Origin of the sequence: Halohasta litchfieldiae, assembly GCF_002788215.1 — an archaeon.
Taxonomy (GTDB): domain Archaea; phylum Halobacteriota; class Halobacteria; order Halobacteriales; family Haloferacaceae; genus Halohasta; species Halohasta litchfieldiae.
Genome location: NZ_CP024845.1, coordinates 3,261,482 through 3,277,771 on the forward strand (window position 1 = coordinate 3,261,482; position 16,290 = coordinate 3,277,771).

General features: G+C 60.4%; 14 protein-coding genes. 7 read left to right on the forward strand and 7 right to left on the reverse strand.

All coding sequences use genetic code 11. The features are described 5' to 3' along the window. Window positions 1-83 precede the first annotated feature (83 nt). Window positions 84-581: a J domain-containing protein gene (locus HALTADL_RS16655; protein ID WP_089673476.1), complete on the reverse strand. Its 498-nt coding sequence runs from the start codon at window positions 579-581 to the stop codon at window positions 84-86. Window positions 582-1,085: 504 nt separating this feature from the next. Here HALTADL_RS16655 and HALTADL_RS16660 point away from each other — a divergent pair. From HALTADL_RS16660 to HALTADL_RS16670, 3 genes are all read left to right on the forward strand, one after another. Continuing rightward, window positions 1,086-1,676, forward strand: a complete 591-nt coding sequence (locus HALTADL_RS16660) for a MogA/MoaB family molybdenum cofactor biosynthesis protein (protein ID WP_089673475.1) — start codon at window positions 1,086-1,088, stop codon at window positions 1,674-1,676. 198 nt (window positions 1,677-1,874) lie between these two features. After that, complete coding sequence (locus HALTADL_RS16665) at window positions 1,875-2,936, forward strand: Gfo/Idh/MocA family protein (RefSeq protein ID WP_089673474.1); 1,062 nt, start codon at window positions 1,875-1,877, stop codon at window positions 2,934-2,936. Window positions 2,937-3,318: 382 nt separating this feature from the next. After that, window positions 3,319-5,094: a cbb3-type cytochrome c oxidase subunit I gene (locus HALTADL_RS16670; RefSeq protein ID WP_100190902.1), complete on the forward strand. Its 1,776-nt coding sequence runs from the start codon at window positions 3,319-3,321 to the stop codon at window positions 5,092-5,094. A 17-nt stretch (window positions 5,095-5,111) separates the two neighbouring features. On the opposite strand, the gene HALTADL_RS16675 is transcribed toward HALTADL_RS16670, so the two are convergent. The 3 genes from HALTADL_RS16675 to HALTADL_RS16685 form a co-directional block, all read right to left on the reverse strand. Beyond that, window positions 5,112-5,972, reverse strand: coding sequence for a sulfurtransferase (locus HALTADL_RS16675; RefSeq protein ID WP_089673984.1), 861 nt, complete (start codon window positions 5,970-5,972; stop codon window positions 5,112-5,114). Then, window positions 5,972-6,742, reverse strand: a complete 771-nt coding sequence (locus HALTADL_RS16680) for a helix-turn-helix domain-containing protein (RefSeq protein ID WP_089673985.1) — start codon at window positions 6,740-6,742, stop codon at window positions 5,972-5,974. The genes HALTADL_RS16675 and HALTADL_RS16680 overlap by 1 nt, the downstream gene beginning before the upstream one ends. Window positions 6,743-7,239: 497 nt before the next feature. After that, window positions 7,240-9,300 (reverse strand): DEAD/DEAH box helicase, encoded by a 2,061-nt coding sequence (locus HALTADL_RS16685; RefSeq protein ID WP_089673986.1) that lies wholly within the window; start codon window positions 9,298-9,300, stop codon window positions 7,240-7,242. A 112-nt stretch (window positions 9,301-9,412) separates the two neighbouring features. Here HALTADL_RS16685 and HALTADL_RS16690 point away from each other — a divergent pair, with 112 nt between their 5' ends. Next, a complete protein-coding gene (locus HALTADL_RS16690) occupies window positions 9,413-10,600 on the forward strand; it encodes a M50 family metallopeptidase (RefSeq protein WP_089673987.1) in 1,188 nt (395 codons plus the stop codon). A gap of 15 nt (window positions 10,601-10,615) precedes the next feature. Here HALTADL_RS16690 and HALTADL_RS16695 read toward each other — a convergent pair whose 3' ends face one another. After that, window positions 10,616-11,233, reverse strand: a complete 618-nt coding sequence (locus HALTADL_RS16695) for an ArsR/SmtB family transcription factor (protein WP_089673988.1) — start codon at window positions 11,231-11,233, stop codon at window positions 10,616-10,618. Between the two features lie 33 nt (window positions 11,234-11,266). Continuing rightward, window positions 11,267-12,205, reverse strand: a complete 939-nt coding sequence (locus HALTADL_RS16700; protein ID WP_015911568.1) for a transposase — start codon at window positions 12,203-12,205, stop codon at window positions 11,267-11,269. A gap of 228 nt (window positions 12,206-12,433) precedes the next feature. Here HALTADL_RS16700 and menD point away from each other — a divergent pair, with 228 nt between their 5' ends. The 3 genes from menD to HALTADL_RS16715 all read left to right on the forward strand — a co-directional run bounded on the left by menD (window position 12,434) and on the right by HALTADL_RS16715 (window position 15,890). Then, window positions 12,434-14,188 (forward strand): 2-succinyl-5-enolpyruvyl-6-hydroxy-3-cyclohexene-1-carboxylic-acid synthase, encoded by a 1,755-nt coding sequence (gene menD / locus HALTADL_RS16705; protein ID WP_089673375.1) that lies wholly within the window; start codon window positions 12,434-12,436, stop codon window positions 14,186-14,188. A 107-nt stretch (window positions 14,189-14,295) separates the two neighbouring features. After that, window positions 14,296-14,565 (forward strand): DUF7553 family protein, encoded by a 270-nt coding sequence (locus tag HALTADL_RS16710; RefSeq protein WP_089673374.1) that lies wholly within the window; start codon window positions 14,296-14,298, stop codon window positions 14,563-14,565. 92 nt (window positions 14,566-14,657) lie between these two features. Next, window positions 14,658-15,890 carry an MFS transporter gene (locus HALTADL_RS16715; protein WP_089673373.1) on the forward strand — a complete coding sequence of 411 codons (1,233 nt, stop codon included), beginning with the start codon at window positions 14,658-14,660 and terminating at the stop codon, window positions 15,888-15,890. Window positions 15,891-15,903: 13 nt separating this feature from the next. On the opposite strand, the gene HALTADL_RS16720 is transcribed toward HALTADL_RS16715, so the two are convergent. Continuing rightward, a complete protein-coding gene (locus HALTADL_RS16720) occupies window positions 15,904-16,281 on the reverse strand; it encodes an SHOCT domain-containing protein (protein WP_089673372.1) in 378 nt (125 codons plus the stop codon). Window positions 16,282-16,290 lie beyond the last annotated feature (9 nt).

The following is a 16,290-nucleotide window of genomic DNA, read 5'->3' on the forward strand; positions in this document are numbered from 1 at the left end:
GAGGTGTGACATAGTGTGTGCTACAGTGACATTCCGAGGGCGTGACTGGCAACCAACTGTGTCGACCGCGGAGAAGACCGAACCTACTCGCTGAGCGTCTCGTAGGCTTGGCTTACCTTTTTAAACATCTCCTCGTCGCCGGAGTCAGTGTCGGGATGGTGCTCCTTTGCTTTCCGGCGGTAGGCAGTCTTTATATCGGTCTCGTCGGCGGTTGCGTCGACATCGAGGATTTGGCGGGCTTTGGACGGGGAAAAATCGCTTTGCTCGGCTCCTGCGGTCGACCGGGAGCGCCGGCGGTTCCGTCGGGTTCGCTCATCCGAAAATCGGCCCTCGAAGGGACCAGCATCGAACGAGCCGGGGCCGGCGTCGCCGCCCGGCGAGCGGGCGTAGGAGTCGGGATTCGACCGGATCCGGTCGGCGAGTTTCCCACTGGCCTGATACCACAGTAGATACGCCGAGGCACCGAACGGAATGGCGGCTAACAGGAAAAACGGATTCACCACGACCCCGACGATCAGCATGAGGGCAGTGATGCCGAACAGCACTGCCGATACGCCGAGGATGAGTCCGTTTCTGTCCACTGCAGGAGACAACGTGTTGCACCAATGTAACTCTCTCGGGATTCGTGTCTCGGTCGCTCACAGTACACTGGTTGGGAGTCGACCGACCTCTCGACACAACCCACTCACAGTCGACGCTGTCGACGCCCATGGCTCACCAGTTGAGGTGCATATCAAAAATGGGCGCAGAGACCGAAGACGTGGGGTGCTTGGTTGGCGCTAGGGTGGTTGGCGGGATACCGTGGTGGTGTGTCCAGTCAGTCGACCGACGTCGGTGCCCATGACATCACCGCCACCAGTTCTCAGTGACAGTGGGTTTCACCCAGACGTATGTTTGTTAATCGGGTCGGTCTCTCGGTCGGCTGGCAACTCCGGAGTGCGACTCCGGTCGGAACCGTGTCCCGCCCCCGTGGAGCCGCATTCGGATATCAGCCTCCAGCCACATTTACCCGGTTGATCATTTGTGAGATATTCACACGCTCAAACAGCCGTTTTATAATCCGGTGTCGACCAGTTGGGACCGAGATGCCAGAGACGCCATCCGATCCGGATCGAACCGCAACGACCGATTCCGCTAGACGGACCACCGACGACCACGGCCACGACATCGTTTCGCCGCTTCAGGCGGCGATCATCACCGTCTCGACCTCGCGGGCCAACGCGACGGACCCCGAAGACCCCGGCGGCGACAGGATCGAGTCGCTGCTAGAGGCCGCCGACCACCGAGTCGTCGACCGTCGACTGGTGCCCGACGGGATCGGACCCATCCAGCGAGCCCTCGACGAGTTGCTCGACGATCCAACAGTCGACTTCGTTATTGCGACCGGCGGGACTGGGGCGACAATCGATGACGTAACGCCGGATGCGGTGTCGGAGCGGTTCGACCGCGAGTTACCGGGGTTTGGCGAGCTGTTCCGCCAACTATCCTACGAGGAGATCGGTCCCAGAACGATTGCCTCCCGGGCGACCGCGGGAATCGCCCGCGATACGCCGGTGTTCGTGCTGCCGGGGAGTCGAAATGCCGTCGAGTTGGCGACTGAGGCGATCATCCTCGACGAGGCCCCCCATCTCGTCGGGCTGTCGACCCGTCACCTCGTCGGACCGAACAGTGAGTAGCTGACCGGGACCACAACCCCAAGACGGACAGTACGGAAATCTGACTCGTCATAGGGTTTATTGACACTGAAGGTTCAGTTTCAACACGTCTAAGAGCGTTGCGTCTCTCATGCTGTCGATGTCGGTGGTCTCTCACGGCCGACGACTGGGGGACACCACAGCGTGGCGTTTATAAACAGGAGTAAGTCAAATACAGCAATGCAGTCCACCCCACCACAGATCGGAATCGTTGGTCTCGGCGGTATCGGGCATTATCATGCCGACCTCCTCGGCGATCAGACGGCCGACCTCGTCGGCGGCGTCGACATCTCGGGCGACGCGAGACGCGCGTTCAGTGAGAAATACAACGTTTCGACCTACGAGCAGGTCGACGACCTGTTGGAGGTTGCCGACGCGCTGTTCGTCACAACACCCAATCGGTTCCACGAGGAGTATACGGTCAAGGCACTCGACGCAGGACTCGATGTCCTCCTCGAAAAGCCGCTGGCCCACACTCTCGAAAGCGCCGAGCGAATCGTCGAGGCTGCCCACGCCGCCGATGGGTTCTGTATGGTCGGCTTCAACAACCGGTTTTCGGCACCCGTCGAAGTAATCAAACAGTATCAGGCCAACGGCCGGTTCGGCGACTTTTCGCATATCGAGGCCAACTACGTCCGGCGGCGGGGGATTCCCGGTCGTGGTTCGTGGTTTACCTCCAAGGAGGTCGCCGGCGGCGGCTCGCTGATCGATATCGGCGTCCACGCCATCGACCTTGCGCTCTACTTCCTCGACTTTCCACAGATTGCCGAAGTGTCCGGAACCGCTCGCTCGCAGTTCGGCACCCGCGAGGATTATGCTTTCGTCGAGATGTGGGGCGACGACATCGGGCCACAGGGGTTCGACGTCGACGACTCGGTCAGCGCCTTCATTAGAACCGCAAAGGGCCAGACGATCTCGTTGGACGTCGCGTGGGCAGCCAACCGCCCGACCAACGACGAGTTCGTGCTCCGAGGTACCGAGGCCGGCGCGAAGTTCGACCGGTCGAGCCACGAGCTCACGATCTACGAGGACAGCAAAGCCGGTCGGGACCACCTCACCGACGCCGAGATCGAAACACGCGCCAGTGATACCCACAAAACCGAACAAAAATATTTCCTCGAACACGTTGGCGGCGGGACTGCCCCACCGCGAAACACCGTCGACGAAGGGTTGGCCGTCCAGCGTGTCATCGACGCGATCTACCGGTCCTCCGAGGAGGGACGGGCGATCTCACTGGACTGAGCAGTTTTCGGTCGATGGCATCTATTCTCAGTTACTGACGTGGCTCTTGCCTACCCTGGTGACACAACACACAGTATGTAGACATTGCTACCAGTTGACGTCCAAGAGATAGAGCGTGAATCTATCACAAGAACTTTTGATCGGCTTCTGGACGCCAGACTATCTCAAGTGGACCCATATGACTTGACTACTCCTTCGCCGAGGACCTGGGGGTAGTTAAAAAGTTGGCACTCGCCAACTGAATACTGATTGACCCGGCCTCCAAACGAGCAGGTAGAGCACAACTAATCTATGACGGAGTTAACCCAGTATGCCACCTCATCTGACACGGAGCAGGTGAAACGGTATGTCGATTAACGCGCAGATCGCAGTGACCGTGCTGATGGGGGTGTTCCTCGTCGCTGTCGCCACGTGGCTCACACGGGTCGAAAACTGGCGATCCTACACGCCAGTCGGCGGTGGCTCGTTCATCGACAACTCGGGCTACGTCGACGAGGAGAAACCCGCTGGCATCGTTCGCTGGCTCACAACTGTCGACCACAAGGACATCGGCATCCTCTACGGACTCTACGGGATATTTGCCTTCGCGGTCGGCGGGCTCATGGTCACCGTGATGCGGTTGGATCTCATCACGACCGAATCGATTCTCGGAACTGCAACCTACAACGGTCTCCTGACGAGCCACGGAATCACGATGCTGTTCCTCTTCGGAACACCGATTATCGCAGCCTTCGCAAACTACCTGATCCCGATACTCATCGGTGCCGACGACATGGCGTTCCCGCGAATCAACGCCATCGCCTTCTGGCTGTTGCCGCCCGCGGCACTCCTGATCTGGGCGGGCTTCTTCGCCAAGCCGCTCGGCCTGTTCGGACCCGCACAGACGGCGTGGACAATGTACACGCCGCTGTCGCTGGGGGCGGCTGGTGGGAGCGGTGATATGGTCGGCGGGGCTGGCGTCGACCTGCTGTTACTCGGATTGCACCTCTCAGGGGTCGCCGCGACGATGGGTGCGATCAACTTCATCGCGACCATCTTCACCCAGCGCGGCGAGAAGGTGACGTGGGCGAACCTCGATATCTTTTCGTGGACAGTCCTCACTCAGTCGGGGCTCATCCTGTTTGCCTTTCCCCTCCTGGGCAGCGCGCTGGTGATGTTGCTGGCTGACCGGAACTTCGGCACGACTTTCTTCCTCTCGGATGGCGGCAATATACTATACCAGCACCTGTTTTGGTTCTTCGGTCATCCCGAGGTGTACGTCCTCGTGTTGCCGATGATGGGCATCGTGAGCTACGTCCTCCCGCGGTTCGCAGGCAGACAGCTCTTCGGCTTCAAATTCGTCGTCTACTCCACGCTCGCAATCGGTGTGCTCTCCTTTGGCGTCTGGGCCCACCACATGTTCACGACGGGGATGGACCCACGACTCCGAACCTCGTTTATGGCGGTCTCGATAGCAATTTCGATACCATCAGCCGTGAAGACATTCAACTGGGTGACCACCCTGTGGAACGGCCGGGTTCGGCTGACAACGCCGATGCTGTTCTGTATCGGCTTCATCTCGAACTTCATCATCGGCGGTGTAACCGGTGTCTTCCTCGCATCGATCCCGGTTAACCTTGTGCTGCATGACACCTACTACGTCGTGGGTCACTTCCACTACATCGTGATGGGGGCCATCGCGTTCGCCGGCTTTGCTGGCATCTACTACTGGTTCCCGCTTGTCACCAAGCGGATGTACCAGGCCAGCCTCGGCAAGGCCCATTTCTGGCTAACGATGGTCGGAACAAACATCACCTTCCTCGCGATGATCCTGCTGGGCTACGGCGGCATGCCGCGACGGTACGCGACCTACCTGCCTGAGTTCGCGACGCTCCATCAGGTCGCAACGCTCGGTGCTCTGATTCTGCTGATCGGCCAGATTATCTGGCTGTACAACATGGTCACCTCGTGGTTCGAGGGCAAACGCGTCGAGGATGGCGATCCTTGGAATCTTAATCAAGACGACGTGCGAACCATCGAATGGCAGTGGTTCGAACACAAACTCGACACCCAACTGGCGGCTGACGGTGGCGAAGAAGATGTTGTACCCGACGGTGGCGAAACGGTCGACGAGATGGTCGACACCGATTCAGGTGATGCTGACAAAACTGACGCTTGAGTTAGTACGCAAGTTGGTCACCGAAGGTCGGCACTGGTTGCGTTCTCGACCGGGAGCCCGACACTGTTCCCCCACTCGACGAACGAACCGTAATAGTAGGAGACGTTCTCGTAGCCGAGTATCTCTGCGAGAGCCGTCCAGACGAGTGCCGATCGCTCGCCGACGCGACAGTAGACGATGATTTGCTCGTCTGTGGCGTACTCATCGAACAGTGCTGCCAGCTCCTCGCGGGAGCGGAAGCGGCGGTCTGTCTGGATGGTGTCCCGGCAGGGTGTGTTCACTGCGCCGGGGATGTGACCGCCGCGCTGTACGCCCTCGTTCCAGCCCGGGGGTGCGAGAATGTCGCCGCGGTACTCCGGCGGTGCGCGGGCGTCAAGCAGACAGCCGCCGGACTCGACGGCCGCTTCGACATCTCCGCGGCGCGCGCGAATGGACTCGTCGGGTTCGGGGGCGTGGTACTCGCGGCTGGGAACCGACGGAACTTCGTTGGTCATTGGATACTCGTTTTCGACCCAGTAGTTCCGTCCCCCATCAAGCAACACCACGTTCTCATGGCGGTAGTATCGCAGCAGCCAGTAGGCGTGTGCGGCGAACCAGTTGAAGAAGTCTCCATAGAGGATAATCGTCGTCTCACGGGTCACGCCGCAGTCGCCGAGCAGGCCTGACAGTGCCGCCGGGGAGAGCACGTCGAACGTCTCCGTGTCGCGGAGGTCACGCTGCCAGTCGAGACTAACCGCCCCCGGGATATGCGACGACTCGTAGGTGCCCTGCTGGATGTTCACTTCTATCAGTCGGTAGTCGGCGTCGGTCGTTTGAATCTGCTCCAGATTAGCAGCCACCGTCTCCGCGCTGACGAGTGGCCCGGTCGCGTCGACCATTAGGTGCCTCCCCGCTGATCGGCTGTCTGTGGAAAGCTCTTGAACTCCCTCGACTGGTCGGTGGTCGCAAAGCTCTTAGCGAGTCTCGATTCGGCACTCCGGAGTCGATACGACAACGTCGACCGGGGACAGTCCAGTTCCGTCGACAACTCTTCGAGCGTTATCTGTCTGGGTTTTTCGTAGTAGCCGCGCCCGACCGCCTCGACGAGTGCCTCGCGCTGTTCCGGCGGGAGATTCTTGCGTGCGAACAGTCCCGTTCGCCGGTTGGAGGCCTGTCCGATATGGTCGAACTCGAAGCGAATCCCTTCCTGCAACGACACCTGTAAGGCGTCGTAAAACAGTCCGACACCGTCATCGGTGTCCATCATCACGGTCCACGTCTCGCGGTTCTGACTCCGTTCGAGCTCGAACAGGACGTCCGGACCGATATACTCGACAGCCAGTGTTGGGACAGACTCGCAGTTCCCGATATCCCGCAGGTGGTAGTACAGTTCACACTCGGAGTCGGTCCGTTTCAGCACCTCTCTGTGAACCGCTCCCTCACAGCCGGCTGGGGTGATTTGCTCGACAGCAAGCAGCTCCCGTTGCCCAGCGTTTGTGAGTTCGCTGAGCGCGTCTGCTGGCCCCTCGAATCGTTCGAGCCGCCAGAACTCCTCGGCATCGATACTGCCACCGACCCCCCTTGAAGAGACTCCAGTAGGGTCGGTAAGCAACTGCTGTAGTGGCCCCGCTGTCTCCTCGTAGACGAGGTCGAAAACGAACTCTCGCATATCTGTACCGTCAGTTAGTAGATAGTCTCAATGTAAGTTCCTGTCGTTGCGGTTGCCGTAGACGGGTCACCAATCTACGCCACAAGAGCGTTCTGGAATATTATACATTGTAACGAAGGGAACGGGGCGGTTTGCTCTCACCAATGCGCGTTCGTTTCACTGGTCGCTGCACAGTTACTCGCGTTTGATCGGATGCTTCGGTGGATCGGCGGACTCACAATCGTGAGTGTGTTTCTGTTGATCATATAGAGCCGATTGTAGCGAGAGTGTCTTCTCTGAATGGCTTGTTGTAGATGATCGATTGAAATGGAGATTTCTATCAGATGTAGATGCTGCATATGCGCCCATCTTGCACGGCACGTCCTAACAAAATTCAGAGAGGACTGTTCCGCGATCCCCACTTAGAATCACTGACGTTTGTCTCCATCTGTTACCCTCTGTTACTATCTATTACCACCTGTTACCATCTGTTACCGTTCTTCGTCGACTACGATCTGCTACATCTCTTCGTCGGCGAGTTCCTGCTCGGCGACGATTTCGTACGGCGTTAGGCCCTCCCTAATGCCATCCAACAGCCGGAAGGCGTCGTCTGGCGAGAGGAAATGCCGTGTAACGACCCGACCGAGCGGTGTCGGTTCCAGTCCATCGATGAACTCCCATTCAAGCAGTTTGCCGATGGATCGCGTCGTATCGATCTCGCCGAGCATTCGGTCGTTGAGCCGTTTTGCGCTTTTGCCTCCAACCGTAACATTGGCCAGCGTCTCCTCGACGGCGGCGTCCTGATCGTAGACGTTTCGGACGTCCTCCATCTCGCCTTTTAAGAGTTTGAACGCTACCTCGTCTTCGGTCATCTCCATCGAGTTGTGATAGGTGACGTCGGGTTCGATCAGCATGTAGACCGTCCCGCGGTCGTGGTAGTCGGGTCGACCCGCACGCCCGAGCATCTGGCTGAACTCCTGGACTGAGAGCCACTCGATGCCCATGGCGAGCGTGTCAAAAATCACCTGCGAGGCCGGGAAGTCGACACCCGCCGCGAGTGCGGCGGTGGTGACGACCGCCGAGAGATCCTGATCCAGGAACTGCTTTTCGACCTTCTTTCGCTTTTTATAATCGAGCCCGGCGTGGTAGGGTGCCGAATCGTACTGGAGTTTCCGGCTGATCGTATGGCACCGTCGACGGGAGTTGGTGAAAATGATCGTCTGGCCCCGATACCCCTTCGAGGATTTCTGGTCGAAAGCCCGCTTGACGAGCCGGTCTTCGAGCCGGAGCTTTTCCTGTTCGTCGGCAAAGGTGACGTGGCGCTCGATAGGGATCGGTCGCTCCTCGAACTCGATGAGGCGCGCACCGAGTCGACCGGCCAACCATTCGGGGTTGCCGACCGTGGCCGAGAGGTAGATCCACTGTGCGCCATCGTAGCCGCCGCTCTGGGTTTCAGCCCGCTTCTCACAGTAGTATTTAAGACGCGAAATCAACCCATCGAGGCGGTGGCCCCGCTCTTCTTCTTTGAGTGTGTGAACCTCGTCGATGACGACCGAGCCGATGTCGCCGAGGTTTTTGCCGGTTCTGAGGGCGTGGTCAATTCCTTCATACGTCCCAACGATGACATCCGCATTGGGATCGAACTGGCTGCCAGAGTCCGCGATTCGACTCGCGCCGACGCGAATCGTCACGTCGAGGCCGAGTTCGCCGTACCGCTCTTTGAAATCCTCGTGTTTCTGATTCGCAAGGGCGACGAGTGGGACTAAAAACAGCATCTTGCCCTTGCCTTTGAGGGCGCGGTCGATGCCAGCGATCTCGCCGACCAGCGTCTTCCCGGTCGCGGTCGCGCTCACGACGAGCTGGTCCTCGCCATCTAAGAGCCCATTTCGGACCGAGAGGCTCTGGACTGGGAGGAGGTTTTCGAACCGGGATTCGGTCATTTCCTTCAGCCGGGGATGTAGGTCGAGATCGGCCGTTTTGACCGGGTCGACGTCGTCGACAGTGGCACTAATCACGTCGAACTTCGTCAGATCTGGATCGAGTTCGCCCGACAGGAGGTCGACGATTCGGTCGAGATCTTGGACTTCGAGCAGCAGATCCTCAAGCCGGTCCTGTGCGGAGCCGGTGAACTGACCCTTATACGAGAGCTCGCGTTCGAGCTCCTCGACCGCGCAGTCGGGACAGATATGTTCGCGGTCGGTTTTGATCGCCGTTTCGTCGGTGATCGGCGAGTAGCGACCGTCGTTAGCGCAGTAGCGGCAGGTGCGGACGACTTGGGCTTCGAGCTGATAGCCATCGAGGAGCTCCCGTAGCTCCTCGCGGCCATCGTTGGAGGTTTGTTGTGAGATCCGGATCCGGGAGGCGTTACGAGCGAGGTCGACGAACTCAGTCGGGTCCCGTGGCTCCTCACTGGAGCCGCGTTTCGCTCGGAACCGGCCCGGTCGCGGGCCGGCACTCGTCTGCTTGGGGTCGAGCGTGCCCTGAAACACCCGAGAACCGTTTTTCCGGGCGACGACACGGTAGCTGTCTCCGGTTTCGTGGAGAAACAGCGTTCCGACCTGTGGGACCTGCTGCGACACGGCCAATGGTAGGCAATCGGGGTATATCAGGCGTTCGGCTCAGCATCGACGTCGATAGTGAGACGAGATAGCCAAGGCCACATTAATACCGCCGCCCCGACAACCCACACGTATGCGTGGTATTCGTCTCGGGAGCGCCTTCGGCATCCCGATCCAACTCAACTGGACGTTTCTGTTCATTTTGCCGATTTTTGCATGGATTATCGGCTCGGATATCGTCCAACTGACCGAACTCGTCAACAACGTCCTCGGTGGCTCGATTTCGACCGAGCCACTGACTGCCGGCTCGATGCCCTGGATACTCGGCTTTGCAGCCGCCGGCGGGCTGTTTTTCGGCGTGCTACTCCACGAGTTCGGCCACTCGCTGGTCGCCATGCGGTACGGACTCGAAATCGAGTCGATTACCCTCTGGCTGCTGGGTGGCGTGGCAAGCTTCAAAGAAATCCCCGAAGACTGGCACAAGGAGTTCAATATCGCCATCGCTGGCCCCGTGGTGAGCGTGTTGGTCGGTGTAGTGTCATTCATCGCGTTCATGCTGACACCTGCGAATCTCAGCGCGGTCCAGTTCGTCCTCGGCTATCTCGCGGTGATGAACATCGGCCTCGCGATCTTCAACATGCTGCCGGGGTTCCCGATGGACGGTGGTCGGGTGCTTCGAGCCCTGCTGGCACGCAAGCGACCGCACGCCCAAGCGACCCAGATGGCCGCGGAGGTCGGGAAGATATTCGCGTTCATGCTCGGGCTGCTGGGGCTGTTCGCCTTTAGCCCATTGTTCATCCTGCTTGCCTTTTTCATCTACATCGCCGCCTCGGGAGAGGCCCAGCAGTCGACGGTCAAAGCCGCCTTCGAGGGCATCACCGTCCGCGACATCATGACGCCCGGTGCGGAGCTCCACGTTATCGAGGAGGAGGCGACGATTGCCGAACTGCTGAATCGGATGTTCACCGAGCGTCACACCGGATACCCGGTCGTCGACTCCCGCGGCGACCTCGTCGGGATGGTCACCCTCGACGATGCCCGGACGATCAAGGAGGTCGAACGCGACGCCTACCGGGTCGAAGAGGTGATGGAACGCGACGTCCAAGGCATCGGTCCGGATGTGGACGCGATCACTGCCCTCCGAACGATGCAGGAACACGACGTCGGTCGACTCCCCGTCATCGACGAACAGGGGAATCTCACGGGAATTATTTCCAGAACCGACCTGATGACCGCCTTCAACGTGATCCAGAGCCGCGGCGACAACAGCTCGATCATCCAGTCCGGTGGGTCGACGTCGGATCTACCCCCTGTTCAATAACCAGCGACGAGAGGATTACTGCCGCGTCGACCAGACGACGACAACCGCAAGTGCGAGTAGACAGCCAACGAAGAAGACGACTCCCGGCTCGGTCAGCAGCGCACTGAGGCCACCGCTGGTCGACTCGGCGGCCGTCGCAGTCGCATCGGCAGCCGTCATCCCACCGGACTCGGTGGCCGCTTCCGGTGCCGACCCGATTGAGGTTGCGAGATACTGCACGAGCAGGCTGGCGAGCCCAAAGATCCCAATCGCGCCAAGCAGCTCTCTGATCGCCGATTTGAGCCGGTCGACGGTCGACTGCCGGCCTGCACAGACGACGAGTGCCGATTCAGTCGGCGCATAGATTTTCATCTCAGTTCCCTTCTCGGAGTACCAGGTATCGGCGACCGAGATCAGGTTCGCATCACTGAGATTCGTGAGATGGTACCGGATGTTCTGGACGCTCGTGTCGGTCTCCTCGGCGAGTTCGGACGCGGGGCGTGGCTCTTCGTACAGTAGGGTGAGAATCTGTCTGGCGGTCGACGACGAGAGCGTTTTAAAAACCTCGTCGGCAGCCTCCTCGGAGATCGAAATAACGTTCGCACCGTCATTGGCCGGCTCAACGCGGGACGTGAGTGGGAGAAGACTCTTCATAGGCGACGTATAGAGGGTGTCATAGAATAGTTCTCATAGCGTGATGACGGTGCTTCCTGGATTGTCTCCGCGTTCGTCGTTGGTGATCGCAATAACGAGACGAAGGCACAGCGCGAGGAACACTTGTGCTCGTGCGTGGACGCGGCCTCGGGCGCGAACGTGCCCGAGGCCGCAGTCCTTGACGGCGTCGTTGGTTCGTTCGACTCCACTCCGGCGGTTGTACGTCTCGTCTAGCGTCGATTGCTTCAGCTGAACGTCCTCGCTGTGTTCGTCGATGCGGGCTTCGACCCTGTACTCGATGTCTTTCGGATCGTCGGTGTTTCGTGCGTTGTACGGAGCGACTGGCACGACCCCTGCGGCCAGCAGGTGGTCGTGCCAGCCGAGCGTGTCGTAGGCGCTGTCTCCAAGCATCCAGATCGGTTTCTCGACGGCGAGCGCGTCACACGTGACGCGCATCGCCGTCTCCTCTGGCGCTTGCTTGCTCTCGGTGAACTCCGCGGCAATCGGGATCTTTTGCCCGGTCGAGACGATCGTACAGCCGTAGCCGTGGTAGTACTCTTCGGCGGTTGGATCGTAGCCTTTCGACGCGTCTTGGTCGGCGGGCATCGTCCTCACGTCGGTGGAATCGATGGAGTAGGTCAAGTCGAGCAGGCCGCGGCAGGCGGCCTGCTCGACGAGGCGGTCGAAGACCTCGTCGACGACGTGTTCGAGGTCGGTGAGGAAGCGATCGACCGCGTCTCTCGACGGCGGTCGATCGAAGCCACAGCTGAGCCAGACGACCGTGTTCTGGAGTTCTCGCGTGACTGGACGGATGCCGTAGACGTTCTTGTAGTAGCAGTGCAGGAACGCTCGGAAGAGTGCTGGTGGGTGATGATCTCGTGTTCGCCCCCGGCGAGCGGGGGCGAACACATCGAATTCTTCGAGAAAGTCGAACTCAAGATGCTCGAACAACGCGAGCGTCTCGGTCGCCATTACATTGAAGAACTCGTCGATAGAAGTCTCCTCTTGCAGGATGCTGGCGCTCGTAGACACAGTTCCAACATCCTGCGTCTTCGTGTGTGACGCTTTCTATGACACCCTCATCAGTTTCAATATTGTATATATCTATATTATCGGTGACAGTTCCTCCCGTGTCGACTCGCTGCCCACCCGCATCCCAACCCGCCGGACCTATCAACGACCACGACCAGAATGGACTCAATGACTGCACCGAACCGGAACACGCTCTGGGGGCGGGCCATCGCAAGTGAACTCGCCCGTAGCGGTGTCCGCACCGTCTGTATCTCGCCGGGGAGTCGGTCGACGCCACTCACTGTCGCCTGCGACGAACACGACGATCTGCAGACCGTCTCGGCACTCGATGAACGCTCGGCGGCCTACTTCGCACTGGGTCGGGCTCGCCGGACGGGCGAGGTCACTCCACTTATCTCGACCTCGGGCACCGCTGCCGCCAACTACCATCCCGCCGTGATCGAGGCCAGCGAGGGTCGGGTCCCGCTATTGTTGCTGACTGCCGACCGACCGCCGGAGCTCCGAGATTCGGGAGCCAACCAGACCGTCGACCAAGAGAAGCTCTATGGCGACGCCGTCCGGTGGTACAAGGACCTCCCCGAGCCAGCCGCCGAAGACCGGACGCTTCGCTCGCTGCGAACCGACATCTCGCGGGCGGTCGGAACCGCTGAGGGGACGCCCTCCGGGCCAGTGCATCTCAACGTCCCATTTAAAAAACCGTTAGAGCCGACGCGGGTCGACGGCGATGTGCCCGCCGACCTACCGGAGTTGGCCGCCATGGGTCGCGGCTCCGAGGAGCCGTTCGTCAGCCGCACTGTCGGCCACCCGCAGTTGGACGATCAGGACCTCCGTAAACTGGCCGAGGAACTCAGCGTCGACCGTGGACTCATTGTCGCTGGACCGGCTGATCCGCCGGGGCTCACTGCCGAATCGGTCACTGCCTTCTCGCATGCCACCGGGTTCCCGATTCTCGCCGATCCGCTCTCGGGACTCCGGTTTGGGGGCCATACTCGTACCGCACCCGTCATTGGGGGGTACGACAGCTACGTCGACACCGCCGTCACCGAGTCGTGGCCCGATCCCGAGGTCGTCGTCCGACTCGGGGCCTCGCCGACTTCGAAACCGCTGCGAAAGTATTTGGCCAAAACGGGGGCACGACAGTTAGTCGTCGACCCCACGGGCGCGTGGCGCGAGGCGGAGTTTGCGGCGACTGATCTGGTCGTCGCCGATCCGGACCGACTCTGTGGCCACCTCTCGCAGGTCATCCGCAGCGGTGGCAGCGCCGAGTGGCGAAACCGCTGGACGAACGCCGAGGCGGTCCACAGTGAGACGGTCGACGACCACGCTGACACAGCCTTCGAGGGCGGGATTCTCGCGGATGTCGTCGCTGGACTCGCCGATCCGTCGACGCTTGTGGTCTCCAACAGCATGCCGGTCCGTGACCTCGACCGCTTCGGGGAGCCGGGAACCAAATCCATTACCACGGTCGGCAACCGCGGGGCCTCCGGAATCGATGGCATCGTGTCGACCGCGCTGGGGGCGGCTCACGGGACGACCGACGACGTCACACTCGTGATCGGTGATCTGGCCTACTACCACGATATGAACGGCCTGCTCGCACTCCAGCGTGCCAACGTTGATGCGACGATTGTCCTGCTCAACAACGACGGCGGCGGGATTTTTCACATGCTGCCTATCGAGGAGTTCGAGCCGCCGTTCACCGACCAGTTCAAGACGCCCCACGGGATGGATTTCGAACCAACTGGGGATCTGTACGGGTTCGACTACAGCCGTGTTGAGGGTCGCTCGGCGTTCCGCGAGGCCTATAGCGAGGCGGTGTCGACCGATGGCTCGCACGTTATCGAGGTCGAAAGCGATGCCGAGGCGAGTCACGCAGTTCGGGATGAGTTGCAGGCCGAGACAGTCGACCGACTGGTCGACTGATCGTTGGCTTGGTGACTGACCGCTGGCTGGTCGACTCGTTGGTGGGGACTAACTGTTTCTCAAAACCAAATCAGCTATAGTGGCTGATTGGGTAGCAACTGTCACGCATGACCAGAGCTGAACTCATCGCCGCCAGTGAATCGCTCGAACACGCCGCCGAGGGGGCCAGCGACGATCTCACGGCCAAACTCTCCGAGCAGGCCGACACCCTTGCGACCCTCGCCGACCGCGAGAAGGGGCCCGACCACGGTCGACTGGCCAAAATCGAACACTCGCTTCGCTCGCTGAAGGAGTCGGCTAGCGACGAAGGGGCTGACCTAATCGACGACGCACTCACACACATCAAGGAGTACCGAAAAACGGTTGATGGTGTTTGAATAGAGTACACCGAGCGACATCGGTCGGACAGTTTGGGGGTAGTGAGGAGACAATCACAACCATATAGTGACGCTGTGGTAAGTTTCGGGCGATGACTGAGTCGACGCGGCTGCGTGGGACGCTGTGGATTATTTTGGCCTCGGCAACGCTGACAGTGATGGCCGGAGCGATCCTCGGCCCTATCGTCCCGGCGATCCAGTCGACGCTCGGCGTCTCCGAATCGAATGCGGGCCTCATCATTACGACTCACGGCGCGCTCATCGTCGTCTTCAGTCCGATTGCGGGCGCGCTCATCGACCGCTTCGGCCCGCGTCGACCCTTTATCGGTGGGCTCGTTTTGTACGGCATCGGCGGCGGGGCCGGACTCGGGATCGATTCGTTCGGCCCGTTGCTCGCCTCGCGGGCCGTGTTGGGTGTCGGGGTGGCCTTTGTCTATACCGGTGTGACCGTGTTGATTTATGATCTCTATGAGGGCCAGCGGATGAACGAGGTCCTCGGGCTGCGGAGCAGCGCCAACAGCGTCGGCGCGGTGATCTGGCCGCTGGTCGGCGGCGCGCTCGGCACGCTCTCGTGGCAGGCCCCCTTCGGCGTCTATCTGGTTGCGATCCCGCTGGGATTGCTCGCAGTCGTGACGATCCCCGAAACCGGCGGCGAGAATCGATCCGCCCAGAGCGAGTCGACGGATAGGGGTCAGTCGACGGATAGGAGCACGTCAGCAGGTGGAATCGCCGGTATTGCTGCTGTTTTCCGGGAACGACCGGCGCTGCTGGCGGTGTATCTGCTGTATTTCGCCGCCAACGCGTTGCTGTACAGTATCGTTGTCTTCTATCCGCAGTTGTTGGCCCAGTTGGGGATCACCTCTTCGCTGTCGATCAGCCTTTATCTCGCGGCCAACGGGCTGGCTGGCGGGATTTCGGCGGCACTCTACGGTCGACTTGTGGCGCGAATCGAGCGACGATGGCTGGTGCTGATCGCGCTGGGCCTCTGGGTGGCGGCGTTTGCAGCGGCGACCGCGGCCCAGTCGGCGCTGACCGCAGTGCCGGCTGTCGTCGCGTTCGGGTTGGGGTTGGGATTGGTGTTTCCCTCGGCGTTCGGCTGGATCGAATCGCTTGCGCCAGTCGACCGGCAGGGCCAGTTTAGCTCCTATCTCGCCTCGGCAGGCTATACCGGCCAGTTCCTCTCGCCGGTGATCTTCGGCCCGCTGATCCCGCTGTTCGGGGTGCGGGGTGTCTTCGGGGCGGCGACCGCCGCCGCTGCTGTCGGGCTTGTCGTGTTGGGGGCGGCACTGGCAGTAGGGAAGACGGGGTCGACTGCGTCGTCGTAACTGAGGGGGTGGATTATTCGGCTCGGTCGATTGCTTCGTCGACCTCGATTTCGTCGCTGTCGACCTGTTCTTCGACCTCGACGAGTCGGTCGAGTTTCTGCTCAAACTCCGCCTCGCCGAGTTCGCCAGCGGCATACTGGTGTTTGAGCTCGTCGAGGGCCGTGCGCTCGGGGTCGTCGGTCGACTGGAGTTTTCTGATCTCGTTCCAGCGCCAGCCGATCCAGAGGCCGAAGGCCGCGAGGATGCTGGCGGTGACAGCAATAAAAACGGTTGCTGAGGTGTAGTTGGCGACCCACATGAAGCCAACGAGGGCGATGATGTCCGCACCGAACACGACCATCATGCCGAGCATAAGATCGGTGACGAGGCCCTCCTCGGGGTCGACTGGCATGGTATCGAG